This is a genomic window from Scandinavium manionii, assembly GCF_024764775.1.
In the GTDB taxonomy this organism is placed as follows: domain Bacteria; phylum Pseudomonadota; class Gammaproteobacteria; order Enterobacterales; family Enterobacteriaceae; genus Scandinavium; species Scandinavium manionii.
In genome coordinates this window covers 16035-41183 of record NZ_JALIGC010000037.1, presented here as the reverse complement: position 1 = coordinate 41183, position 25149 = coordinate 16035, and the positions used below count along the sequence as shown (strand labels likewise).

The 25149-nt window shown below is 53.4% G+C and carries 23 protein-coding genes and 2 pseudogenes; 6 read left to right on the top strand and 19 right to left on the bottom strand.

The annotated features are described in order from the left end of the window. The first annotated feature begins 51 nt into the window (after window positions 1-51). The 5 genes and pseudogenes from mnmE (at window position 52) to MUU51_RS09965 (ending at window position 3565) form a co-directional block, all read left to right on the top strand. The gene (gene mnmE, locus MUU51_RS09985; RefSeq protein ID WP_258967683.1) at window positions 52-1416 is read left to right on the top strand and encodes a tRNA uridine-5-carboxymethylaminomethyl(34) synthesis GTPase MnmE; all 1365 of its coding nucleotides are present in this window, start codon (window positions 52-54) and stop codon (window positions 1414-1416) included. Window positions 1417-1560: 144 nt separating this feature from the next. Then, window positions 1561-1770: pseudogene (locus MUU51_RS09980) on the top strand (multidrug transporter subunit MdtL); the annotation flags it as partial. Continuing rightward, window positions 1764-2058 (top strand): annotated as a pseudogene (locus MUU51_RS22305) (hypothetical protein); the annotation flags it as partial. The pseudogenes MUU51_RS09980 and MUU51_RS22305, both read left to right, overlap by 7 nt. A 160-nt stretch (window positions 2059-2218) precedes the next feature. Beyond that, the gene (locus MUU51_RS09970; RefSeq protein ID WP_258967682.1) at window positions 2219-2968 is read left to right on the top strand and encodes a 4'-phosphopantetheinyl transferase family protein; all 750 of its coding nucleotides are present in this window, start codon (window positions 2219-2221) and stop codon (window positions 2966-2968) included. A gap of 30 nt (window positions 2969-2998) precedes the next feature. After that, a complete protein-coding gene (locus tag MUU51_RS09965; protein WP_159768861.1) occupies window positions 2999-3565 on the top strand; it encodes an NADPH-dependent FMN reductase in 567 nt (188 codons plus the stop codon). Window positions 3566-3668: 103 nt separating this feature from the next. Here the strand turns inward: MUU51_RS09965 and MUU51_RS09960 are convergent, their stop codons facing one another. Then, window positions 3669-5000 carry an NCS2 family permease gene (locus tag MUU51_RS09960; RefSeq protein ID WP_159768858.1) on the bottom strand — a complete coding sequence of 444 codons (1332 nt, stop codon included), beginning with the start codon at window positions 4998-5000 and terminating at the stop codon, window positions 3669-3671. 169 nt (window positions 5001-5169) lie between these two features. Here MUU51_RS09960 and yieH point away from each other — a divergent pair, with 169 nt between their 5' ends. Beyond that, window positions 5170-5835, top strand: a complete 666-nt coding sequence (gene yieH, locus MUU51_RS09955; RefSeq protein WP_159768855.1) for a 6-phosphogluconate phosphatase — start codon at window positions 5170-5172, stop codon at window positions 5833-5835. A gap of 51 nt (window positions 5836-5886) precedes the next feature. Here yieH and phoU read toward each other — a convergent pair whose 3' ends face one another. From phoU to mnmG, 18 genes are all read right to left on the bottom strand, one after another. After that, entirely contained in the window at window positions 5887-6612 is a 726-nt protein-coding gene (gene phoU / locus MUU51_RS09950) for a phosphate signaling complex protein PhoU (protein ID WP_159768852.1), read from the bottom strand. Between the two features lie 137 nt (window positions 6613-6749). Then, a complete protein-coding gene (gene pstB, locus MUU51_RS09945; RefSeq protein WP_110512435.1) occupies window positions 6750-7523 on the bottom strand; it encodes a phosphate ABC transporter ATP-binding protein PstB in 774 nt (257 codons plus the stop codon). A 48-nt stretch (window positions 7524-7571) separates the two neighbouring features. Beyond that, entirely contained in the window at window positions 7572-8462 is an 891-nt protein-coding gene (gene pstA / locus MUU51_RS09940; protein ID WP_159768849.1) for a phosphate ABC transporter permease PstA, read from the bottom strand. After that, complete coding sequence (gene pstC, locus MUU51_RS09935; protein ID WP_110512433.1) at window positions 8462-9421, bottom strand: phosphate ABC transporter permease PstC; 960 nt, start codon at window positions 9419-9421, stop codon at window positions 8462-8464. Before pstC ends, pstA begins: the two co-directional genes overlap by 1 nt. A gap of 81 nt (window positions 9422-9502) precedes the next feature. Further along, entirely contained in the window at window positions 9503-10543 is a 1041-nt protein-coding gene (gene pstS, locus MUU51_RS09930) for a phosphate ABC transporter substrate-binding protein PstS (RefSeq protein ID WP_159768846.1), read from the bottom strand. A 297-nt stretch (window positions 10544-10840) separates the two neighbouring features. Beyond that, complete coding sequence (gene glmS, locus MUU51_RS09925; RefSeq protein ID WP_159768843.1) at window positions 10841-12670, bottom strand: glutamine--fructose-6-phosphate transaminase (isomerizing); 1830 nt, start codon at window positions 12668-12670, stop codon at window positions 10841-10843. Window positions 12671-12899: 229 nt separating this feature from the next. Continuing rightward, window positions 12900-14270 (bottom strand): bifunctional UDP-N-acetylglucosamine diphosphorylase/glucosamine-1-phosphate N-acetyltransferase GlmU, encoded by a 1371-nt coding sequence (glmU, locus tag MUU51_RS09920; RefSeq protein WP_159768840.1) that lies wholly within the window; start codon window positions 14268-14270, stop codon window positions 12900-12902. A gap of 543 nt (window positions 14271-14813) precedes the next feature. Continuing rightward, window positions 14814-15233, bottom strand: coding sequence for a F0F1 ATP synthase subunit epsilon (locus MUU51_RS09915; RefSeq protein WP_159756815.1), 420 nt, complete (start codon window positions 15231-15233; stop codon window positions 14814-14816). A 20-nt stretch (window positions 15234-15253) separates the two neighbouring features. After that, complete coding sequence (gene atpD / locus MUU51_RS09910) at window positions 15254-16636, bottom strand: F0F1 ATP synthase subunit beta (RefSeq protein ID WP_159768837.1); 1383 nt, start codon at window positions 16634-16636, stop codon at window positions 15254-15256. 26 nt (window positions 16637-16662) lie between these two features. After that, window positions 16663-17526: a F0F1 ATP synthase subunit gamma gene (atpG, locus tag MUU51_RS09905; protein ID WP_110512427.1), complete on the bottom strand. Its 864-nt coding sequence runs from the start codon at window positions 17524-17526 to the stop codon at window positions 16663-16665. A gap of 50 nt (window positions 17527-17576) precedes the next feature. Beyond that, window positions 17577-19118, bottom strand: a complete 1542-nt coding sequence (atpA, locus tag MUU51_RS09900; RefSeq protein WP_110512426.1) for a F0F1 ATP synthase subunit alpha — start codon at window positions 19116-19118, stop codon at window positions 17577-17579. A 12-nt stretch (window positions 19119-19130) separates the two neighbouring features. Continuing rightward, entirely contained in the window at window positions 19131-19664 is a 534-nt protein-coding gene (gene atpH / locus MUU51_RS09895) for a F0F1 ATP synthase subunit delta (protein WP_110512425.1), read from the bottom strand. Between the two features lie 14 nt (window positions 19665-19678). Then, entirely contained in the window at window positions 19679-20149 is a 471-nt protein-coding gene (gene atpF / locus MUU51_RS09890) for a F0F1 ATP synthase subunit B (RefSeq protein WP_110512424.1), read from the bottom strand. A 35-nt stretch (window positions 20150-20184) separates the two neighbouring features. Beyond that, window positions 20185-20424, bottom strand: a complete 240-nt coding sequence (gene atpE, locus MUU51_RS09885) for a F0F1 ATP synthase subunit C (protein ID WP_000429386.1) — start codon at window positions 20422-20424, stop codon at window positions 20185-20187. A gap of 49 nt (window positions 20425-20473) precedes the next feature. Beyond that, complete coding sequence (gene atpB / locus MUU51_RS09880) at window positions 20474-21289, bottom strand: F0F1 ATP synthase subunit A (RefSeq protein WP_110512423.1); 816 nt, start codon at window positions 21287-21289, stop codon at window positions 20474-20476. A gap of 8 nt (window positions 21290-21297) precedes the next feature. Beyond that, on the bottom strand, window positions 21298-21678 hold the full coding sequence (gene atpI / locus MUU51_RS09875) for a F0F1 ATP synthase subunit I (RefSeq protein ID WP_110512422.1): 381 nt from the start codon (window positions 21676-21678) through the stop codon (window positions 21298-21300). Between the two features lie 615 nt (window positions 21679-22293). Further along, complete coding sequence (gene rsmG / locus MUU51_RS09870; protein WP_258967681.1) at window positions 22294-22917, bottom strand: 16S rRNA (guanine(527)-N(7))-methyltransferase RsmG; 624 nt, start codon at window positions 22915-22917, stop codon at window positions 22294-22296. Window positions 22918-23020: 103 nt separating this feature from the next. Beyond that, on the bottom strand, window positions 23021-24910 hold the full coding sequence (gene mnmG, locus MUU51_RS09865; protein ID WP_258967680.1) for a tRNA uridine-5-carboxymethylaminomethyl(34) synthesis enzyme MnmG: 1890 nt from the start codon (window positions 24908-24910) through the stop codon (window positions 23021-23023). Window positions 24911-25149: the final 239 nt, after the last annotated feature.

Genomic DNA, 25149 nt, shown 5'->3' with positions numbered 1-25149 from the left:
GAAGGCGGTCAGATGACCGCCTTTTTTATTAGGTATTGAAAGAGACTAACCATGAACCATAACGACACGATTGTTGCCCAGGCCACACCGCCAGGACGCGGCGGCGTGGGTATCCTGCGTATATCTGGCCTGAAGGCACGCGACGTTGCACAGGCGGTATTGGGCAAGCTGCCGAAGCCGCGCTACGCCGATTACCTGCCTTTTCGCGATGTCGAAGGCGCGACGCTGGATCAGGGTATCGCCTTATGGTTTCCGGGGCCGAACTCCTTTACCGGGGAAGACGTGCTGGAGCTTCAGGGACACGGCGGCCCGGTTATCCTCGACTTGCTGCTCAAACGTATTCTGACGCTGCCCGGCGTGCGCATTGCCAACCCGGGTGAGTTTTCCGAACGCGCATTTCTCAACGATAAGCTCGACCTGGCCCAGGCCGAAGCGATTGCCGACCTGATCGACGCTAGCTCCGAACAGGCGGCACGTTCCGCGATGAACTCGCTGCAGGGTGCGTTCTCGGCGCGCGTGAATCATCTGGTGGAAGCGTTGACCCATCTGCGCATTTACGTCGAAGCGGCGATCGATTTCCCGGATGAAGAAATTGATTTCCTCTCCGACGGCAAAATCGAAGCACAGCTCAACACCGTTATCGGCGATCTCGACGCCGTACGTGCCGAGGCGCGTCAGGGCAGCCTGCTGCGAGAAGGTATGAAAGTGGTCATCGCCGGGCGTCCAAACGCCGGTAAATCGAGCCTGCTGAACGCACTGGCCGGCCGCGAAGCTGCGATTGTTACTGATATCGCGGGCACCACTCGCGACGTGTTACGCGAACACATTCATATCGACGGGATGCCGCTGCACATTATCGACACCGCCGGGCTGCGCGATGCCAGCGATGAAGTTGAGCGCATTGGTATTGAGCGTGCCTGGCAGGAAATCGAGCAGGCCGACCGGGTGCTGTTTATGGTCGACAGCACCACCACCAGCGCCGTCGATCCGGCAGAAATCTGGCCGGACTTTATCGCCCGTTTGCCTGCGAATCTGCCAATAACCGTGGTGCGCAATAAAGCGGATATCACTGGTGAAGCGATCGGTCTAAGCGAGGTGAACAGTCACTCACTGGTTCGTCTTTCTGCACGTCAGGGAGAGGGAGTGGACATTCTGCGCAATCATCTCAAGCAGAGCATGGGCTTCGACACTAACATGGAAGGCGGCTTCCTCGCCCGTCGTCGTCATTTGCAGGCGCTGGAAACGGCGGCTGAACATCTGCAACAGGGTAAAGCCCAACTACTGGGCGCCTGGGCGGGTGAACTGCTGGCCGAAGAGCTGCGTCTTTCGCAGCAGGCGTTGAGCGAAATCACCGGGGAATTTACCTCCGATGACCTGCTGGGCCGTATTTTCTCGAGCTTCTGTATCGGAAAATAAGCGCCGCCTGGCGAAGAACGGCTTATTCAAAACCCACCGCATCCGGTGGGTTTTTCCATTAAGGTAAACACCGTTGTCCAAATGGCAACTCGTGTCCCTCCTCAAAGCCCCGTATGCTCGCCGGAATTTCCGTGTGAGGTACTTATGGCCCGCTTTCTGTTCTGCAGTTTCGCTCTTGTTCTACTTTATCCCTCTGGGATCGATATGTATCTCGTCGGTCTGCCCCGCATTGCGGTGGATCTGTCCGCTACAGAAGCCCAACTGCACATCGCGTTTTCGGTCTATTTAGCAGGAATGGCCGCGGCCATGCTGCTGGCCGGTCGTATTGCGGATAAAGCCGGACGCCAGCCGGTCGGGAGAGCCATCCGCGTTCGTGGGAATCGCTCAGCCTTTTGCCATGGCTTATCGATTTTGAAGTACTGTTCACCGATGTACCGCGGCTCTATCTTCGCGAAGATCACCTGCCGTTGCTGGATGAAGTACCCCATCCCCTTTGATGACGCGCAGCTGCAAAAAGTGATGGTGCCCTTTACGCTGATGTGGCATAAGCGCAACGGTCATAATCCCAAGATAATCTGGCTAAAATCGATGATTAAGCAGCTCTACGGTGATGCTTTTCAATCCGGTTTTCTCAGTGGTTAGGCCCTAATTTTGTGAACTCACAGACTATTGCGCCTAAAGAAATGTAAGTATGCTGGCCGATGGCTTTTCAGCGTCGTTATTCCACATTAAAACCTCATCATCCTGGGTAATAATAGGGTTATCTTTCCGAACTCATGACCATTAATCACGGAGCGACATAATGGCAACGCACTTCGCAAGAGGGATCCTTACCGACGGGCATCTGCACTCAGTGCGACTTTCTTCGTCCTGTCACAACGCGGCACGACAACTGCCTCAGCATCGCCGGGCGCGTTATTTAGCCTCCCGGGCGCTGCTCGCAGAGCTGCTGTTTATGCTTTACGGCATCAGCGAACTTCCCGAAATGGTTTTGCGCCCCGATGGCAAACCGATGTTTCGCGACAGCAAACAACCGCATTTCTCCATCGCCTATGCCGGAAATATCGTCGGTGTAGCGCTGACCACCGAAGGCGAATGCGGCCTGGACATGGAGCTGCAGCGTACGACCCGCAGTTTTAACCGCCCCAGCGCACCCGAAAATTACCCTTTCAGCAATAATGAATCGCTGTGGATCAAAAACCAAAACGATCCCAACGAAGCACGAGCGCAGCTGCTGGCCTTGCGCCAGAGCGTTCTCAAGCTGACCGGCGAAACTCAACATGATTCGCAACAGTTGCTTCAACTCCTGCCGGGTTCTGGCCGCCTGCGGGCCGCCAAAATGCTACAAATAGAAGCCATTTGCGATGCAGAAGATGTGCTGGTGTGGTCCATTGCCGCAACGCCTGCGATTGAACGACTGAAGGTCTGGGAGTTCGACAGCAACGCCGGCTGGCGCGGCCTGCCGGATATGCAAATCCGCGCCAGCGAACCCGCGGCACGCCTGATGCGTTTTACCAGTCTGCCTGCGGAAAAAGCACTTATACTGAACTAACTTATCATGATGAAAACTAAAGGAGTAATCATGTCTGATGCGTTGAAAGTGGTGACATTACTGGGAAGCCTGCGCAAAAATTCATTTAACGGTATGGTGGCGCGCACCCTGCCAAACATCGCCCCGGCGGGCATGGCGATTTCCGCCCTGCCGTCGATTGGTGATATTCCGCTGTACGATGCCGACGTTCAGCAAGAGGAAGGTTTTCCGCAGAACGTAGAAGCGCTCGCGGCGCAGATTCGTGAGGCTGACGGCGTGGTGATTGTGACGCCAGAGTATAACTACTCCGTGCCTGGCGGTCTGAAAAATGCTATCGACTGGCTGTCACGTCTGCCAGAACAACCGCTGGCCGGGAAGCCGGTGCTGATCCAGACCAGCTCTATGGGCGCGATTGGCGGTGCACGTTGCCAGTATCATCTGCGTCAGATTCTGGTATTCCTTGATGCGATGGTAATGAACAAACCGGAGTTTATGGGCGGGGTGATTCAGAACAAGGTCGACCCGCAAACGGGTGAAGTGATTGATCAGAGCACGCTCGACCATCTGACAGGTCAGTTGACCGCCTTCGGGGATTATATTCAGCGGGTGAAAAAGTAAATCAGATGAGCGCAACCTGATGCTCCCTCCCACTGGGGCGGGTACGCAAACTAAAAACGGCAACCCTTAGGTTGCCGTTTTACATTTACCTGTTTGCTGTTTATCAGTCGATAAACACAATCTTCAGGACGAACAGCACCGCAACAGCGATGACGCACGGGCTAAGGTCGCGGAAACGTCCGGTACCGATTTTCATCACGCAGTAAGAGATAAAGCCCAGCGCTATCCCTTCGGTAATCGAGAAGCTGAACGGCATCATCACCGCAGTAATAAACGCGGGAACGGCTTCGGTCAGGTCATCCCACTTAACGCGGGCGAGGCTGGACGTCATCAATACGCCGACATAAATCAGTGCGCCTGCAGCAGCGTACGGCGGCACCATGCCAGCCAGCGGCGACAGGAAAATAACCAGCAGGAACAGCAGACCGACAACGACTGCCGTCAGACCGGTACGGCCGCCAACGGACACGCCTGATGAGGATTCAATGTACGCGGTAACGGAGGAAGTACCGATAAACGCGCCGGCAACAGAAGAAATACTGTCAACGAACAGCGCCTGCTTCATGCGCGGGAATTTACCGTTTTCATCGGTCAGGCCCGCTTTGTCAGTCACGCCAATCAGGGTGCCGGAGGAGTCAAACAGGTTGACCAGCATGAAGGAGAAAATCACACCTGCCAGGCCGATGTTAAAGGAACCCGCCAGATCAACATGACCGATAACAGACGTCACATCCGGTGGCGTCGAAACGATACCCGAATAGTGAACATCGCCCAGCGCCCAACCCAGCAAGGTGGTCACTACGATGGAAACCAGCACCGCCGCATGAATGTTACGGGAAGCCAGAATCGCAATGATGAAGAAGCCGAGAATGCCCAGCAGCACGCTGTGAGACGTCAAGTGGCCGATAGACACCAGCGTGTCTTTGTTGGCGACAATCACGCCCGCATTTTTCAGGCCCATCATGCCAATGAACAGGCCGATACCGCTGGTGATCCCCACGCGCAGGCTCATTGGGATATTGGCAATCATCCAGTAGCGTACCCGGAAAATGGTCAGCAACAGCAAACCAATCGCGCCCCAGAAAATCGCGCCCATGCCCACTTGCCACGTCAGGCCCATCGCGCCGACCACGACAAACGCGAAGAAGGCGTTCAGGCCCATCGCGGGTGCCAGCGCAACCGGCAAGTTAGCAAACAGCCCCATCAGGATGCTGCCAAGTGCGGCGATAAGACAGGTGGTAACGAAGACCGCACTGGTATCCATGCCCGCGGCACCCAGAATTTGCGGGTTCACAAAAACGATGTACACCATCGTCAGGAACGTTGTACAACCGGCAATCACTTCTGTGCGTGCCGTCGTTCCGTGCTCGCGCAGTTTAAACACGCGCTGAAGCAGACCCTGACCCGACGTCTGGGTGTTTTGTTGTTGGCTCATCTTCTGGTTCCAAACTAAGGAGGGGAAAATTCGTCGCTATCCTATACCAAAATGCGACAATAGGGAGGTGTACGACACATTTTTTTTCATTGATTTTGCTTATACGGCAACGATTGCGTGGGGCAAATTGTATTACGTAAACGTTAAACTTGTGACAACAGGAAACGGCATGTCCAGTATTGAGGCGGTATTTTTCGACTGCGATGGCACGCTCGTCGACAGTGAAGTGATTTGCTCCCGGGCATATGTCCACATGTTCCGGGAATTCGGCATCACTCTTGAGCTTGAAACGATTTTTAAGCGTTTTAAAGGCGTGAAGCTGTACGAGATTATCGACACCATTAACGCCGAACACGGTGTGAATCTGGTGAAAGAGACGCTGGAACCGGTGTATCGTGCCGAAGTTGCACGGCTGTTCGACAGCGAGCTGGAAGTCATAGCTGGCGCGAATGATTTGCTGGACGCGATGACGGTGCCGATGTGCATCGTCTCCAACGGCCCGGTGAGCAAAATGCAACATTCGCTGGGGAACACGGGTTTGCTGCATCATTTCCCAGACAAACTGTTCAGTGGGTATGACATTCAGGCCTGGAAGCCCGATCCGGCGTTGATGTACCACGCGGCGAAAGCGATGAATGTGGATCCGGTGAACTGCGTGCTGGTGGATGATTCGAGCGCGGGCGCAATGTCCGGCGTGGCGGCGGGGATGGAGGTCTTTTACTTCTGCGCCGATCCGCATAATCAGCCGATCGACCATCCGAAAGTGACGACCTTTTCCTCGCTGGAGGAATTACCGGGGTTGTGGAAAGCGCGAGGCTGGGAGATTACACGCTAATCTCGCTGTATTCTGACCTCTCCTGTGTGGGGAGAGGTCAGGGCAGAAAACTCACTCTTTCGGGTCTTTACCCGCCAGCAGTTTATCCAGCTCGTCGCCACCCACGTGACGAAAATCCTGTCCTTTCACGAAATAAAAGATGTATTCGCAAATGTTCTGGCAACGGTCGCCGATACGCTCGATTGAGCGGGCACAGAACAGCGCGGTCAGCACGCTTGGAATGGTGCGGGAATCTTCCATCATGTAGGTCATCAACTGACGCACAATGCCTTCGTACTCCTGATCGACCTTTTTATCTTCGCGATAGATACGCACCGCTTCATCCAGGTCCATGCGCGCGAACGCATCGAGCACGTCGTGCAGCATTTGCACGGTATGACGGCCCAAAGACTCGAGGCTCACCAACAGGGGCTGATGCTGCTGCGAGAACTTCTCCAGCGCGGTGCGGCAAATTTTGTCCGCCACGTCGCCAATACGTTCCAGCTCGGCAATGGTCTTGATAATAGCCATCACCAGACGCAGATCGCTGGCGGTTGGCTGACGTTTGGCGATGATACGCACACAGGCTTCGTCGATGGCCACTTCCATCATGTTGACCTGTTTGTCGCCGTCGATAACGCGTTTGGCCAGATCCTGATCCTGATTGTGCATCGCGGTGATGGCGTCAGAAAGTTGCTTTTCCACCAGCCCGCCCATGGTCATCACCTGCGTGCGGATATGCTCCAGCTCTGCGTTGAACTGGCCGGAAATGTGTTTATTAAGGTTTAGGTTGTCCATTGTTCCTCCAATTGCCCAAAAGATTTCTGACTGTAGCAAGGCGGCAACTGCACGCATCCCCGAGAGCGTAGATAGCTACGTGACCGGGGTAAGTAAAGGCAGCCAACGCGGATACAGCCTGAAAGATGAAGGGCAAATCAACCGTAGCGGCCAGTAATGTAGTCTTCAGTTTGTTTCTTCGCAGGCTTGGTAAACAGATCGTCGGTATTGCTGAATTCAATCAATTCGCCAAGATACATAAACGCCGTGTGGTCGGAGCAACGCGCCGCCTGCTGCATGTTATGGGTCACGATAACCACGGTGTAATCCTGCTTCAGTTCGGTGATGAGTTCTTCAATGCGCCCGGTAGAAATCGGGTCCAGCGCAGAACACGGCTCATCGAGCAGCAAGACTTCCGGGCGAATAGCGATACCACGCGCGATGCACAGACGCTGCTGCTGACCACCGGAGAGAGAGTACCCGCTCTGGTGCAGCTTATCTTTGGTTTCGTTCCACAATGCGGCTTTGGTCAGCGCCCACTGCACACGCTCGTCCATATCGGCACGTGACAGCTTTTCAAACAGACGTACACCGAAGGCGATGTTGTCATAAATCGACATTGGGAATGGTGTCGGCTTCTGGAACACCATGCCGACTTTGGCGCGCAACAGGGCGATATCCTGGGTATTGGTCAGAATGTTGTCGCCATCCAGTAAAATTTCACCTTCCGCACGCTGCTCTGGATACAGCTCAAACATTTTGTTGAACGTGCGCAGCAGGGTCGATTTACCACACCCTGACGGGCCGATAAACGCGGTGACCTGGTTCTTGGCAATATCCAGGTTGATGTTCTTCAGGGCATGGAATTTGCCGTAGTAAAAGTTCAAATCGCGAACAGCAATTTTTCCCGGGGCGGTATTCACCATACTCATCTCAATCTCTTCCTCATCCGGTGCCGCACGGGGCCGCACCGCAAAAATTTAACCGTGTTTCTGCTTCGCGAAAATGACGCGCGCCAGAATGTTAAGCAACAGTACGCACAGGGTAATGATCAGCACCCCGGCCCAGGCCAGCTGTTGCCATTCGGCAAATGGGCTCATGGCAAATTTGAATATGGTCACCGGCAGGTTGGCAATCGGCTGCATCATGTCGGTGCTCCAGAACTGGTTCGAGAGCGCGGTAAACAGCAGCGGTGCGGTTTCGCCAGCGATACGTGCGACAGCCAGCAGGACGCCGGTCATGATCCCGGAAATCGACGCTTTCAGCGTGATGGCGGAAATCATTTTCCACTTCGGCGTGCCCAGCGCATACGCCGCTTCACGCAGGCTATCCGGAACCAGTTTAAGCATGTTCTCGGTGGTACGAATGACAATCGGCACCTGCAGCAGCGCCAGCGCAATGACGCCAGCCCAACCGGAGAAGTGCTGCATCTTCGCCACAACGATGGTGTAGACGAACAGGCCAACAACGATAGACGGTGCGGAAAGCAGAATGTCGTTGATGAAGCGGATCACTTCGGCAAGCCAGGATTTGCGGCCATACTCCGCCAGCCAAATTCCCGCCATGATGCCCAGCGGCGTCCCGAGCACGGTCGACCACAGGATAAGCAAGCCGCTACCGGCCAGAGCATTCGCCAGACCACCGCCCGCCGTGTTCGGCGGCGGCGTCATTTCGGTGAACAGCGCCAGCGACATCCCGTCAATCCCACGCGTGACCGTCGAGAACAGGATCCACACCAGCCAGAACAGGCCAAACACCATGGTTCCCATCGACAGCGTCAGCGCAATGCGATTTTTGAATCGACGACGCGCCTGCATTTTGCGTCGAGACTCGATGAGCTCCGGCGTGGTTTGCATTTCTAAAGTTGCCATTAGCGTGCCCCCTCGTTTTTCGCGAGGCGTTTAACCATCAGTTTGGAAATGGCCAGAACGATAAAGGTGATAACAAACAGGATCAGGCCGAGTTCCATCAACGCCGAGACGTGCAGCCCGGATTCCGCTTCAGCGAACTCATTGGCGAGAGCTGAGGTAATGCTGTTGCCCGGCATATACAACGACGCGCTGTCGAGCTGGTAGGTGTTACCGATGATGAACGTTACCGCCATCGTTTCACCCAGCGCGCGACCCAGGCCAAGCATCACTCCACCAATTACACCATTTTTGGTGAACGGTAGAACGATACGCCAGATAACTTCCCAGGTGGTGCAGCCGATGCCGTAGGCCGACTCTTTCATCATCACCGGGGTTTGTTCGAACACATCACGCATCACTGCGGCGATGTAAGGAATAATCATGATGGCGAGGATAACCCCCGCGGCCAGCAGGCCGATACCGAACGCCGGGCCAGAGAACAGGGCGCCAACGAAGGGAATGGTAGACAGTACGTTGCCCACCGGCTCCTGGAAGTAGGTCGCAAACAGCGGGGCAAAGATAAACAGGCCCCACATGCCGTAAACGATACTCGGGATAGCGGCTAACAGTTCAATCGCGATACCCAGCGGGCGCTTCAGCCAATTTGGTGCCAACTCCGTCAGGAACAGGGCGATACCGAAACTCACCGGAACGGCAATCAGCAGCGCGATAACGGAGGTCACGATCGTGCCATAAATGGGCACCAGCGCACCGTAGATATCATTCGGTGCATCCCATTCTTTAGTCCACAGGAAGGAGAAACCAAATTTCTGGATGCTCGGCCAGGAAGAAATGATCAGGGAAACAATAATGCCGCCCAGCATCAATAGCACAATCAGCGCCGCCAGTTTTACCAGCACGCCGAAAATGATGTCACCCTTTTTACCCGGTGGGTTAAATGCAGGCTTGGTTGCAGCCATAAATTACTCTTCAGTTAATCACATCTTTACGAATGAGGGCGGGAAGCTCGCGCCACCCGCCATTTTCGTCAGTATACCTAATTAATACAGCGCTTTACCGCTGCTATCTTTTACGTTGGTTTTCCATGCAGCACGTACCTGCTCAACCACACTGTCCGGCAGTGAAGCGTAATCCAGTGCGTTAGCTTCTTTGGCGCCATTTTTGTAGGCCCAGTCGAAGAACTTCAGCACTTCAACACCCTGCTCTGGTTTCTTCTGATCTTTGTGAACCAGAATGAAGGTAGTAGAGGTGATTGGCCACACGTCGTCGCCTTTCTGATTAGTCAGGTCCTGAGCGAAGGATTTGCTCCAGTCAGCGCCTTTAGCGGCGTTGGCAAAGCTCTCTTCGGTCGGGCTTACGGACTTACCGTCAGCGGAAATCAGTTTGGTATACGCCAGGTTGTTCTGCTTAGCGTAAGCGTATTCTACGTAGCCGATTGAGCCTGGAAGACGCTGAACGAAGGCGGCGATGCCGTCATTGCCTTTACCGCCCAGACCGGTCGGCCAGTTAACCGTAGAGCCTGCACCGATTTTCGATTTCCACTCATCGTTCACTTTAGACAGGTAGCTGGTGAACACGTACGAGGTACCGGAACCGTCTGCACGACGAACGACAGCGATGTTCTGAGAAGGCAGTTTCTTGCCTGGGTTCAGCTTAGTAATCGCTTCGTCATCCCACTTCTTGATTTTACCGAGGTAGATATCGCCGAGGGTTTTACCGTCGAGCACCAGCTCACCGGATTTGAAGCCTGGCAGGTTAACCGCCAAAACGACGCCACCGATAACGGTCGGGAACTGGAACAGGCCTTCCTGAGAGAGTTTTTCATCCGTCAGTGGCGCATCGGAAGCACCGAAATCCACAGTGTTGGCAGTAATCTGCTTCACACCGCCGGAGGAACCGATACCCTGATAGTTGACCTTGTTACCGGTCTCTTTCTGGTAGGTATCCGCCCATTTGGCATACACCGGCGCCGGGAAGGTTGCACCAGCACCTGTCAGGCTTGCTGCTGCAAACGCAGAGAAAGCGCTCATCGATAAGGTCGCGGCGACAACAGTTGCGACAGTGGTACGCATAACTTTCATAATGTCTCCTGCAGATTTCGTAAATCGTTGTTTAAGTGGCTACGTTGAGCAAAATAGGACAAACAGGTGACAGTTAAATGTACGAAATATGACAGTTTTATTACGCTGAAAATTTAGCGTAAATATTTGAGTATTTTAGATTAATAATCAAAGCATTAGCTTTGTTTGTGACATTGCCTTGTCAGTAAAATTTTCTTTTTATGACACTGCAAACGTTAGCTGAATATGACAGATTGTCATGTTTATGACGGTGAAATAGAGAAGGAAAAAACCCTGCGGGAGCAGGGTTTTCGGGGATTACTCGACGGTAACCGATTTTGCCAGGTTACGCGGCTGGTCAACGTCGGTGCCTTTGATCAGCGCCACGTGATAGGCCAGCAGTTGCAACGGCACGGTGTAGAAGATTGGCGCGATAACCTCTTCCACATGCGGCATTTCGATGATGTGCATGTTATCGCTGCTGTTGAAACCGGCATCCCGATCGGCGAAGACATACAGCACGCCACCGCGGGCGCGGACTTCTTCGATGTTGGATTTCAGTTTTTCCAGCAGTTCGTTATTCGGTGCCACCACGATAACCGGCATATCCGCGTCGATCAGCGCCAGCGGACCGTGCTTGAGTTCACCTGCCGCATACGCTTCCGCATGAATGTAGGAGATCTCTTTCAGCTTCAGTGCGCCTTCGAGGGCAATAGGGTACTGATCACCACGCCCCAGGAACAGCGCGTGATGCTTGTCGGAGAAATCCTCCGCCAGCGCTTCGATGCGTTTGTCCTGCGAGAGCATTTGCTCGATACGGCTCGGCAGCGCCTGCAAACCGTGCACGATATCCTGCTCAATCGCTGCGTCCTGACCTTTCAGATTTGCCAGTTTAGCCACCAGCATCAGCAGAACGGTCAGCTGCGTAGTGAACGCTTTGGTGGATGCCACACCGATTTCAGTGCCCGCGTTGGTCATCAGCGCCAGATCGGATTCACGCACCAGCGAGGAACCCGCCACGTTACAAATCGCGAGAGAGCCCAGATAGCCCAGCTCTTTTGACAAACGCAGCGCCGCCAGGGTATCCGCCGTCTCGCCAGACTGGGAGAGGGTAATCATCAGGCTGTTGCGGCGTACCGCGGATTTGCGATAGCGGAATTCCGAGGCGATTTCGACATCGCACGGCACGCCTGCCAGCGATTCAAACCAGTAGCGCGACACCATACCTGAGTTGTAAGACGTGCCGCAGGCCACAATCTGAATGTGCTCAACGTTGGCCAGCATTTCGTTGGCGTTCGGTCCCAGCTCGCTGAGATCGACCTGTCCGTGGCTGATGCGCCCGGTCAGAGTATTTTTGATCGCGTTCGGCTGCTCGTAGATCTCTTTTTGCATGTAGTGGCGGTAAATGCCTTTATCACCGGCGTCGTACTGCAAATTAGATTCGATGTCCGGGCGTTTTACCTGCTCGCCGGATTTAGCAAACACGGTCACGCTGCGACGCGTCACTTCTGCGATATCACCTTCTTCGAGGAAGATGAAACGGCGAGTAACTGGCAACAGTGCCAGCTGGTCGGAGGCAATGAAGTTTTCACCCATGCCCAGGCCAATCACCAGTGGGCTACCTGAACGGGCTGCCAGCAGGGTGTGTGGATCGCGGGTATCCATGATCACGGTGCCGTACGCGCCGCGCAGTTGCGGGATAGCGCGCAGCACGGCTTCACGCAGCGTTCCGCCCTGCTCCAGTTCCCAGTGTACGAGGTGAGCAATCACTTCGGTGTCGGTTTCAGAGACGAACACGTAGCCGCGAGACTGGAGCAGTTCGCGCAGCGGTTCGTGGTTTTCGATGATGCCGTTATGCACCACGACGATATGATCGGAAACATGAGGATGGGCGTTGCCTTCTGACGGCTCGCCATGGGTCGCCCAGCGCGTGTGCGCGATACCCGTGCCGCCGTGCAGCGGCTGATCTTCCGCGGCCTGAGACAGCATGTTTACTTTACCGAGGCGACGCAGACGGGTCAGATGCCCCTCGTTGTCGACCACTGCCAGTCCGGCAGAGTCATAACCGCGGTATTCCAGACGACGAAGCCCTTCGAGAAGGATTTCAGCAATATCACGCTGCGCGACTGCGCCAACAATTCCACACATAGTTAGATTTCCTGATATGGCACGATGCCATGCGTTGTCGCTGACCTGTATTTCCGGTTTTTACCGGAGCCCCGAGCCTTGTAGAGAGTGGGGTTATAGTTTTGGTTACTGCTGGTGGGCGGGAGATTATGTTATCTCCTCAACCCCTGTCTGCCTGATGACGGCTTCGCCTTGTCAGGCCTACAAAATCGTAGGGCGGGTTAGCGATGTACACCACCCGCCGCTTGTATTACTTCTTCTTCACCGGGCGCTGCCAGCCTTGCTTATGCACCTGCGGTACACGGCTTAAGACCAGTTCGTTATCAGCCACGTCGCGGGTCACTGTGGTTCCGGCGGCAATCGTCACGCCTTTGCCGATGCTGACCGGGGCCACCAGCTGAGAGTCGGAACCAACAAACACATCATCGCCGATGATGGTTTTGAATTTGTTCGCGCCATCGTAGTTACAGGTGATGGTGCCTGCGCCAATATTTACGTTATCGCCAATTTCAGCGTCGCCGAGATAGCTCAGATGGCCGGCTTTGGAGCCTTTGCCCAGACGCGCTTTTTTCATTTCAACGAAGTTGCCAACGTGTGCGCCTTCCAACAGTTCAGCACCTGGACGCAGACGCGCGAACGGGCCTATGGTGCAAGCGGCATGCAGTTGAGCATCTTCCACCACGCTGTACGGGCTGATTTCGCAGTCGTCGCCGATCACGCTATTTTTAATCACACAGCCCGCGCCAATTTTTACGCGATGGCCGAGCGTGACGTTGCCCTCAAGGATAACGTTAGTATCGATTGAAACGTCGCGCCCGTGAGTGACGCTGCCGCGCAGGTCAAAACGCTGTGGGTCTCGCAGCATGACACCAGCCAGCAGCAACTTTTCAGCCTGCTCGCTTTGGTACACACGTTCCAGACGGGAAAGCTGCAGACGGTTGTTCACGCCCTCCACTTCGCTTAAGCGAGCCGGGTGAACGGCAGCAATTTCGCGCCCTTCCTGGTACGCCATGGCGATGATATCGGTGATGTAGAACTCGCCCTGGGCGTTGTTGTTCTCGAGCTTGCCCAGCCAACGTTTGAGGTCCGCGCCACCGGCAATCAGGATCCCGGTATTGATCTCCTGAATTTCACGCTGTGCATCGGTCGCATCTTTGTGCTCGACAATCCCGGTCACCTGACCATTTTCACGGGTGATTCGCCCGTAACCGGTTGGGTCATCAAGCTTAACGGTCAGCAGACCAATTCCACCCTGCGGTTTCGCCGCACGCAGACGCTCAAGCGTTTCAACAGAGATAAGCGGCACGTCGCCGTACAGCATCATGATGTCTTCATCATCGCCGAAGAACGGCGCCGCCTGCTGCATTGCGTGCCCGGTGCCGAGCTGTTCGGCCTGAAGCACCCAATTCAGGTTGCCTTCGCTGAGGGTTTGTTTCAGCAGTTCACCACCGTGTCCGTAGACCAGGTGAACCTGAGATGCACCTAATTCATCAGCTGCATCAATCACATGCTGAACCATCGGCTTGCCCGCCAGTGTATGCAACACTTTCGGGAGATCGGAATACATGCGAGTTCCTTTGCCAGCGGCAAGGATAACCACGCTCATCGCACTGTTTGACATACGCATCCTGACAGTTATTTGAGTGAGAAGTTAAACCCTTTCACATTGAAATTTCTACATATTTTTCATCATGAAATGAAGTGAGGAGAAATTAGCCACGTGAAAGCTTAAATGGGTTTTATGACACTATTTTCAGCTATCGTAGCGCGGTTTGTCTCGAAAAAAAGACCCAATATCCGAAGATTAGACGCTATGTTGCTGCTTTGATTGTTCTTTTGACACATGAATCAAGAATGTTGTTGAGCTGGAAAACAAAAAGGCCGCCTTTCGGCGACCTTCTTTTATTCTTTTTGTGCAACAAATCAGAGGATTAGAAGCTCAGATTGCTGAACATTGCGATGATTTTATGAAAGCGTTTCATGTTGATTCCTGCATAGCATGCATTGTTATGTGATCTAACTCACAAAACAAAGTCTACGCCGGGTTTTTGAACGATGCAACATTTATGTGACACTTATCACACTTAAGGATTACATCAGAGTACCACCCAATAAAAAAGCCAGCCTGGAAAACCAGACTGGCTTTTATGCTTTCAAGCCGGTGTTACATCGCTTTTTTGGTCAACTCGATAACGCGCAGTTTGGCGATCGCTTTGGCCAGTTCCGCAGACGCCTGAGCGTAATCCACGTCGCCGTGAGAGCTCTTAATGTGCTCTTCCGCTTTGCGTTTCGCTTCCAGAGCTCGCGCTTGGTCGAGATCCTGGCCGCGGATGGCAGTGTCAGCCAGTACGGTTACGTTACCTGGCTGCACTTCCAACACACCGCCGGACAAGTAGATGAACTCTTCATGTCCGTGCTGCTTCACGATGCGAATCATACCAGGCTTAATGGCGGTGAGCAGCGGGGCGTGACCCGGGTAAATACCCAGCTCACCTTCGCTACCCGTTACCTGGATCTTTTCGACCAGACCGGAGAACATTTGGCTCTCCGCGCTGACGACATCCAGGTGATAAGTCATTGCCATGTCACCCTCCGATTAAGGCGTTAAAGTTTTTTAGCTTTCTCGACAGCTTCGTCGATAGTGCCAACCATGTAGAACGCCTGCTCTGGCAGATGGTCATACTCGCCGTCCATGATGCCTTTAAAGCCACGGATGGTATCTTTCAGCGAGACGAACTTGCCCGGAGAACCGGTGAAGACTTCTGCTACGAAGAATGGCTGAGACAGGAAGCGCTGGATCTTACGCGCACGTGCTACAACCAGTTTATCTTCTTCGGAAAGCTCATCCATACCCAGGATTGCGATGATGTCTTTCAATTCCTGGTAACGCTGCAGGATGGACTGAACGCCACGCGCGGTGTCGTAGTGTTCCTGGCCAACAACCAGTGGATCCAGCTGACGGCTGGTGGAATCCAGCGGGTCAACGGCTGGGTAGATACCCAGAGACGCGATCTGACGGCTCAGTACCACGGTTGCATCCAGGTGAGCAAAGGTGGTGGCTGGAGATGGGTCAGTCAAGTCATCCGCAGGTACGTATACCGCCTGAACGGAGGTGATAGAACCGGTTTTGGTTGAAGTGATACGTTCCTGAAGAACGCCCATCTCTTCGGCCAGAGTCGGCTGATAACCTACCGCAGAAGGCATACGACCCAGCAGTGCAGATACTTCTGTACCGGCCAGGGTATAACGATAAATGTTATCGACGAACAGCAGTACGTCACGACCTTCGTCACGGAATTTCTCAGCCATGGTCAGACCGGTCAGAGCAACGCGCAGACGGTTTCCCGGTGGCTCGTTCATCTGGCCGTAAACCAGGGATACTTTATCCAGTACGTTGGAATCGGTCATCTCGTGGTAGAAGTCGTTACCCTCACGAGTACGTTCACCCACGCCCGCAAATACGGAGTAACCGGAGTGTTCGATAGCGATGTTACGGATAAGCTCCATCATGTTTACGGTTTTGCCTACACCGGCACCACCGAACAGACCAACTTTACCACCCTTCGCGAACGGACAAATCAGGTCCATTACTTTGATGCCGGTTTCCAGCAGTTCCTGAGAGCTGGACAGCTCTTCGTAGGAAGGTGCTGCACGGTGAATAGCCCAACGGTCTTCTTCACCGATATCGCCTTTCATGTCGATAGGCTGGCCCAGTACGTTCATGATACGACCGAGCGTTGCTTTACCTACTGGGACTTCGATTGGGTGCTCGAGGTCTTTAACATCCAGACCACGACGCAGACCGTCGGAAGAACCCATGGCGATGGTACGGACGATACCACCACCGAGCTGCTGCTGAACTTCCAGCACCAGGCTCTCGTTACCATTCATAACCTCAAGAGCATCGTACACGCGCGGTACGGCATCCTGAGGGAATTCGACGTCAACCACGGCGCCGATTACCTGGACAATTTTTCCAGTAGCCATCTTGAATCCTCTACGAATTAACCTGGTTATACCGCGGATGCACCACCGACGATTTCGGTGAGTTCCTGAGTAATGCTGGCCTGACGAGCTTTGTTGTATACCAACTGCAGCTCTTTAATCAGGCTGCCGCCATTGTCGGTCGCGGCTTTCATCGCCACCATACGTGCGGCCTGCTCGCTGGCCAGGTTTTCTACCACGCCCTGATAAACCTGAGACTCGACGTAACGGCGCAGCAGGGTGTCCAGCAGCGCTTTCGGATCAGGTTCGTACAGATAATCCCAGGATTTACGCTTCAGATCCTCGTCTTCTGATGCCGGCAGCGGCAGCAGTTGAGTAATGGTCGGAGCCTGAGACATGGTGTTAATAAATTTGTTGCTGACAACGTAAAGCTTGTCCAGACGGCCTTCATCATAGGCCTGCAACATCACTTTTACCGGGCCGATCAGTTCAGACAGGGAAGGGTTATCGCCCATACCTGTTACCTGAGCAACCACGTTACCGCCAACGGAATTAAAGAAAGACACGCCCTTGGAGCCGATCATCGCGAGTTCGCTCTGAACGCCTTTATCGGACCATGCTTTCATATCTGCCAGCAGCCTTTTGAACAAGTTAATGTTCAGGCCACCGCACAGACCACGGTCAGTGGACACCACCAGGTAGCCCACGCGTTTGACTTCGCGTTCTTCCAGGTAAGGGTGCTTATATTCCAGATTACCGGTGGCAAGGTGACCAATCACTTTGCGCATGGTATCAGCATAAGGACGGCTGGCTGCCATGCGTTCCTGCGATTTACGCATTTTGGACGCGGCGACCATTTCCATCGCTTTAGTGATCTTCTGCGTGTTCTGGACGCTTGCGATCTTACTACGTATCTCTTTTGCGCCGGCCATGAGCTTCTCCTCAATGCCTAACGGCCTGCCCTAGGACAGACCGTCAGACGTTACCAGGACTGGGTTGCTTTGAAGGAATCGAGGATGCCTTTCAGCTTGCCTTCGATTTCGTCGTTATAGCCACCGGTCTGGTTGATTTCTTGCATCAGCGGAGCGTGGTCACGGTCGACGTAAGCCAGCAGAGCGGCTTCGAAGCTACCGATTTTCGCCAGTTCCACATCTTCGAGGTAACCGCGTTCAGCCGCGAACAGAACCAAACCCTGCTGTGCTACAGACATTGGGGCATACTGTTTCTGTTTCAGCAGCTCGGTCACTTTCTGACCGTGGCTCAGCTGTTTACGGGTTGCTTCGTCCAGATCGGATGCGAACTGAGAGAACGCAGCCAGTTCACGATACTGCGCCAGAGCGGTACGGATACCACCGGACAGTTTCTTGATGATCTTGGTCTGAGCAGCACCGCCCACACGGGATACGGAGATACCTGGGTTAACTGCCGGACGAATACCGGAGTTAAACAGGTTGGTTTCCAGGAAGATCTGACCATCGGTAATCGAGATTACGTTAGTCGGAACGAACGCAGAAACGTCACCCGCCTGAGTCTCGATGATTGGCAGAGCAGTCAGGGAACCGGTTTTACCTTTAACTTCACCTTTGGTGAAGTTCTCAACGTATTCCGCGTTTACGCGGGATGCGCGCTCCAGCAGACGGGAGTGGAGGTAGAACACGTCGCCTGGGAATGCTTCACGTCCTGGTGGACGACGGAGCAGCAGGGAAACCTGACGGTAAGCAACAGCCTGTTTGGACAGGTCATCGTAAACGATCAGTGCATCTTCACCGCGGTCACGGAAGTATTCGCCCATTGCGCAACCGGCATAGGGTGCCAGGTATTGCAGTGCAGCAGATTCAGACGCGGTCGCCACAACAACGATGGTGTTGGCCAGAGCGTTATGCTCTTCCAGTTTACGCACCACGTTGGAAATGGTGGACGCTTTCTGGCCGATAGCCACGTACACACATTTGATGCCGGAATCGCGCTGGTTGATGATTGCATCGATCGCCATCGCGGTTTTACCGGTCTGACGGTCACCGATGATCAGCTCACGCTGGCCACGGCCGATTGGAATCATCGCATCAACAGATTTATAACCGGTCTGAACAGGCTGGTCGACAGACTGACGCTCGATTACGCCCGGTGCGATAACTTCGATTGGCGAGAAGCCATCGTTATCAACTGGACCTTTACCGTCAATCGGTGCACCCAGGGTGTTCACCACGCGGCCTAACATGCCACGGCCAACCGGCACTTCAAGAATACGGCCAGTACACTTAACCTTCATGCCTTCGGCGAGGTCAGCATACGGACCCATCACAACTGCACCTACGGAGTCGCGCTCCAGGTTCAGTGCGATAGCGTAACGGTTACCCGGCAGGGAAATCATCTCACCCTGCATACAATCGGCCAGGCCGTGGATGCGGATAACACCGTCGCTTACAGAAACAATAGTACCTTCGTTATGAGCCTCGCTCACAACATTGAACTGAGCAATGCGCTGCTTGATCAGTTCGCTGATTTCGGTGGAATTCAGTTGCATGCTCCAGTCCCCTTAAGACTGCAATACGTCTGCAAGGCGTTCAAGACGGCCGCGTACGCTACCATCAATGACCGTATCACCCGTGCGGATGATGACGCCTGCCATTACAGACTTATCGATTTTGCAATTCAGCTTAACTTTGCGTGACAGACGTTTTTCCATCGCGGCAGAGATTTTCGCGAGCTGTTCGTCACTCAGTGCCGTTGCGGAAGTCACTTCGACTTCTGCTGTCGCTTCACTCAGCGCGCGTAAATGCGCGAACTGCTCGAGAACATCCGGGAGCGCCTTCAGACGACCGTTTTCAGCCATAACCCGAATCAGGTTCTGGCCGCTGGCGTCCAGCTGCTCACCACAGATAGCGATAAACGCATCTGCGAGCGTTTCCGGCGCAAGAGCGCCAGAAAGTAACTCTGCCATGTGATCGTTTTTCGTGACCTCGGCGGCAAACGACAGCATATCCTGCCAGCTATCTACGCGTTGGTTTTCGACCGCAAAGTCAAAAGCTGCTTTGGCGTAGGGGCGAGCTACCGTTACAAATTCAGACATCAGCCCCTCCCTCCTTACAGTTCAGCGACAAGTTTATCCACGATGTCGCTGTTAGCAGCTTCATCCACGGAACGTTCGATGATCTTCTCGGCACCAGCAACAGCCAGAATCGCGACCTGCTTGCGAAGTTCTTCGCGAGCACGCTTACGCTCGGCGTCGATTTCAGCCTGCGCCTGGGCAACGATTTTGCTTCGTTCCTGTTCTGCTTCAACCTTCGCTTCGTCCATGATCTGAGAACGGCGTTTGTTTGCCTGTTCAATGATCACCTGGGCTTCCGCTTTGGCTTTTTTCAGCTGGTCGGTCGCGTTGGCCTGTGCAAGGTCCAAATCTTTCTTAGCGCGTTCTGCGGAAGCCAAACCGTCAGAAATTTCTTTCTGACGCTTCTCGATGGCTGCCATTAATGGCGGCCATACGTACTTCATGCAGAACCAGACAAAGAGAATAAACGCGATGGCCTGGCCGAGGATTGTTGCGTTCATGTTCACAGCACAATACCTCTTAAAAATTTAACGGCTACTTACTACGCGACAGCAAACATCACGTACAGACCCAGACCGACAGCGATCATCGGGATAGCATCCACCAGACCCATAACGATAAAGAACTGAGTACGCAGCAGAGGGATCAGATCCGGTTGACGCGCTGCGCCTTCCAGGAATTTACCTCCGAGGATGCCGATACCGATCGCAGCACCGATTGCCGCCAGACCCATCATCACAGCGGCAGCCATGTACAGCAGATCCATATTCAGGTTTTCCATGACAGTCTCCAGTTTGTTTCAGTTAAAACGTAGTAGTGTTGGTAAAGAATCAGTGCTCTTCAGACGCCATCGACAGATAGACGATCGTCAGAACCATGAAGATAAAGGCTTGCAGCGTAATAATCAGGATGTGGAAAATGGCCCAAGGCACATTCAGAATCCACTGTGACCACCACGGCAGAAGGCCCGCGATCAGAATGAAAATCAGCTCACCCGCATACATGTTGCCGAACAGTCGCAGACCGAGAGAAACCGGTTTAGACAGCAGGCTGACGCCTTCCAGGATCAAGTTGACCGGAATAAACGCCCAGTGATTGAACGGCTGCAGGGTAAGCTCTTTAACAAAGCCGCCAACGCCTTTCATTTTGATGCTGTAGAAAATAATTAGGATAAATACGCCCAGCGCCATAGAGAGGGTGATGTTCACGTCCGCAGACGGCACCACGCGCAGAGCAGGCAGGCCAAAAATGTGCTCGCCGATGTAAGGAATAAGGTCGATTGGCAGCAAGTCCATCAGGTTCATCAGGAAGACCCAAACGAACACGGTTAGCGCCAGCGGCGCAATCAGCTTGCTTTTGCCATGGTACATGTCCTTCACGCTGCTATGGACAAAACCGATGATCAATTCGATAGCCGTCTGGAATTTCCCTGGTACACCGCTGGTTGCTCTTTTCGCAACACCGCGGAACATGGCAAGGAACAACAGACCCAGAACCACCGAGAAGAACATGGAGTCAATGTTGAGCGTCCAGAAGGTGGCCGGGGGGTTATGCGGATCCACCAGCGAGAAAGTACGCAGATCAAGCTGAAGGTTATTCAGATGATGACCTATGTATTCCTGCGGCGTCATATTTTCTGAAGCCATGATGCCTTTTACCCTTTGTTGTTGATTACAGCTGGCGCCAGAACTTGTACCACCAGCACCAAAACCCACGTCACTATCAGCGGCAAAAATACCACTTTAACAACCGCCAGCGCCACCGCCAGGAGGGCAAAGGTCAGCAACACCTTGAAGACTTCGCCGAAGGCGAAAGACCAGGCCACTCGGCCTTTGGCTGGTGTATGCGCCTGATGACGCCAGGCAAAAATCATAAACAATGCATTTGGCACGATAACCGCCAATCCTCCACACACTGCGGAGAAGCCCCAGAAGGGGTCTTTGAGGCAAAACAGCAATCCACTTGCCGTTACCGCCAGAAGCTGTATGAACAGAAGCTTACGAGCAACGTTTCTACTCAAGAGCGACACAGACATCACGTTTTACTCCTGCTCCCTTCGAGGTATGCCGCGTGTCGTATAAAACGTTCTTTGACGCTCTGAGTCAAGCTTCAAAAAGCGGACAAATTATACGGTGACGCCCCGTTAATTCAAACAATAAGTAGCGAAAAGGTGAATAAATGTTTAAATTTTTTTCGACAGCACTGTTTTTCAACTTTTCGCGAAAGTGTGAACAATCGGGCAAAACTGCAAACAACGCGAAAAACGGCGCATAAAAGCGTGCATTCGATCACAAAAAAAATATTCTCACGGCTATCGAAAATGCGCATAGAAAAAATTCATAGAATTCATCTTTCTGAATTCAATAACAAAAATAACAGATTATTTTTAAAACAGCCCCATACACCACAAAAACCTTTTATTGACATTTTTAATAAACATTTAACATTCGAATACGGTTAACAATGCCGATTTTTAGCAGGCTGATATTTTCGTGGTTGACTATTTTATCGGGCAAGCAAATATTGAAATGTGAATAAAATGCAAAAAAGCAGTGACCATTACGTTAAATGTAACTGAACGTATCACTGCTTTTACCACCCCGTTTTAACACTTTGTACGTCGGTGAAACTTCACATTATTTGATAAAGATTAAACTTTTGATCGCTTAATTTTGACCAGATGACGCTCACCTTCAAGCTGCGGAACCTTAAGCTGCACAATCTCTTCCACCGTGAATTCCACAGGCAGCTGAGCAATTTCATCTTCAGGCACCAGGCCCTTTAGCGCAAAGAACCGTCCATGCTCGCCTGGCAGGTGGTGACACCAGTTCACCATATCGGTCAGGGACGCAAATGCGCGGCTGATAACACCATCAAATGGCGGTTCTGCCGGGAATTCCTCCACGCGGCTTTGCACAGGAGTAACGTTATCGAGTTTCAGCTCGTGCTGCACCTGGCGCAGGAAGCGTACGCGCTTGCCGAGACTGTCCAGCAGAGTGAATTGCGCCTGCGGCAGGACAATCGCCAGCGGGATCCCCGGTAAACCCGGGCCGGTTCCCACATCAATGAAACGCGTTCCTTGCAAATGAGGTGAAACGATAATGCTGTCGAGAATATGACGCACCAGCATCTCGTTCGGATCGCGTACAGAAGTCAGGTTGTACGCTTTATTCCATTTGTGGAGCAGTTCGACGTAAGCCACCAGCTGTTGTTGCTGGTGATCGGACAACGAAATACCTGCTTCTTCGAGCAGACGAGAGAGTTTGTTAAGCACGGTAAATACCTGTTGGCGATAATTTTCCGGATGGCAGCTTCGCGTTATCCGGCCTACATTGCAGGCCCGGTAAGCGCTGCGCCACCGGGCATAATTCGATAAGTTAAGCGCTGCGGCGCAGCAAGCCCTGCTTTTTCAGCCAGACCAATAGAATGGAAATGGCTGCAGGGGTAACGCCAGAAATGCGTGAAGCCTGACCTATAGAGGAAGGTTTGTGATCGTTAAGCTTGGCGATCACTTCGTTAGACAGTCCTGAAACCTGGCGATAATCAAGTGTAGCAGGCAATATCGTGTTCTCATTGCGTTGCTGCTTCTCGATCTCATCCTGCTGACGGGCGATATAACCTTCGTATTTAACCTGGATCTCCACCTGCTCAGCGGCCTGATGATCGTCCAGACCCGGCGCAAACGGCGACAGCTGAACCAGCTGTTCGTAAGTCATTTCCGGGCGACGCAGCAGGTCTTCTCCGCTGGCTTCACGTGAAAGCGGCGCCGTCAGATGAGCGTTTACTTCTTCGGCAGATGCCGCTATTGGGTTAACCCAGGTCGTTTTCAGACGCTGACGCTCGCGTTCGATGCATTCCAGCTTCTCGTTGTAACGCGCCCAGCGTTCATCATCCACCAGACCCAGCTCGCGACCCTGTTCGGTCAGGCGCAGATCGGCGTTGTCTTCGCGCAGCATCAGGCGATATTCCGCTCGGGAAGTGAACATGCGGTACGGTTCTTTAGTTCCGAGGGTGCAAAGGTCGTCCACCAGTACCCCGAGGTAAGCCTGATCGCGACGCGGTGCCCAACCGTCTTTGTCCGCAGAACAGCGTGCAGCGTTGAGACCGGCCAACAGGCCCTGTGCGGCTGCTTCTTCGTAACCAGTGGTGCCGTTGATCTGTCCTGCAAAGAACAGACCCTGAATGTATTTGCTTTCCAGCGTCGGCTTCAGGTCACGTGGATCAAAGAAATCATATTCAATGGCATAGCCAGGACGCACGATCTTCGCATTTTCCATGCCGTGCATGGAACGGACGATCTGCATCTGCACGTCGAATGGCAGGCTGGTGGAGATACCATTCGGGTAAATTTCGTTGGAGGTCAGCCCTTCCGGCTCAAGGAAAATCTGGTGCTGGTTGCGATCGGCAAAGCGCATCACTTTGTCTTCAATCGACGGGCAATAGCGTGGGCCAATCCCTTCGATGATGCCTGCGTACATTGGGCTACGATCGAGGTTATTGCGAATCACGTCATGGGTTTTTTCGTTGGTATGCGTGATGTAACACGGTACCTGACGTGGGTGCTGTGCCGTATTGCCCATGAACGAGAACACCGGCATCGGGTTGTCGCCATGCTGTTGAGCCAGAACGCTGAAATCGATGGTACGGGCATCAATGCGCGGCGGTGTACCTGTTTTCAGGCGGCTGACGCGCAGCGGCAATTCACGCAGCCGGCGAGACAGTGGGATAGAAGGCGGATCGCCAGCACGGCCACCGCTGTAGTTATCCAGACCAATGTGAATTTTGCCATCGAGGAATGTCCCGACGGTTAACACCACGGCTTTGGCACGGAACTTCAGGCCCATCTGAGTAACTGCGCCCACAACCCGATCGTTTTCGACGATCAGATCTTCAACCGCCTGCTGGAAGAGAGTTAGGTTCGGTTGATTCTCCAGTGCGGTGCGTACGGCCTGCCGATACAACACACGATCGGCCTGAGCACGGGTGGCCCGAACGGCAGGGCCCTTGCTGGCGTTTAGTATCCTAAACTGGATGCCCGCATGGTCGATAGCGTTTGCCATCAGCCCGCCGAGTGCATCCACTTCTTTTACCAGGTGTCCTTTCCCAATGCCGCCAATAGCCGGGTTACAGCTCATCTGTCCCAGCGTGTCGATATTGTGTGTCAACAGCAGGGTTTGCTGACCCATACGTGCAGCGGCCATCGCGGCCTCAGTGCCTGCATGACCCCCGCCAATGATGATGACGTCAAAAGGATCCTGATAAAACATGGTGGTCTGCCTCGCTTGAAAGCGGTTTGAAAAGTGATTGAAGTCCGGGCCGTGGATTCTACTCAACTTTGGCTGTTGGAGAAAGCACCTGGGATCCTGGGTATTTAATAGAAGATCTTTTATTTAGAGATCTGTTTTATTGTGATCTCTTATTAGGATCGCCATTTTCTGTGGATAAGGTGGATCCGGCTTTTGAGATCATAGGCTTAAGAAGGATCACTGCCTGTGAATGATCGGTG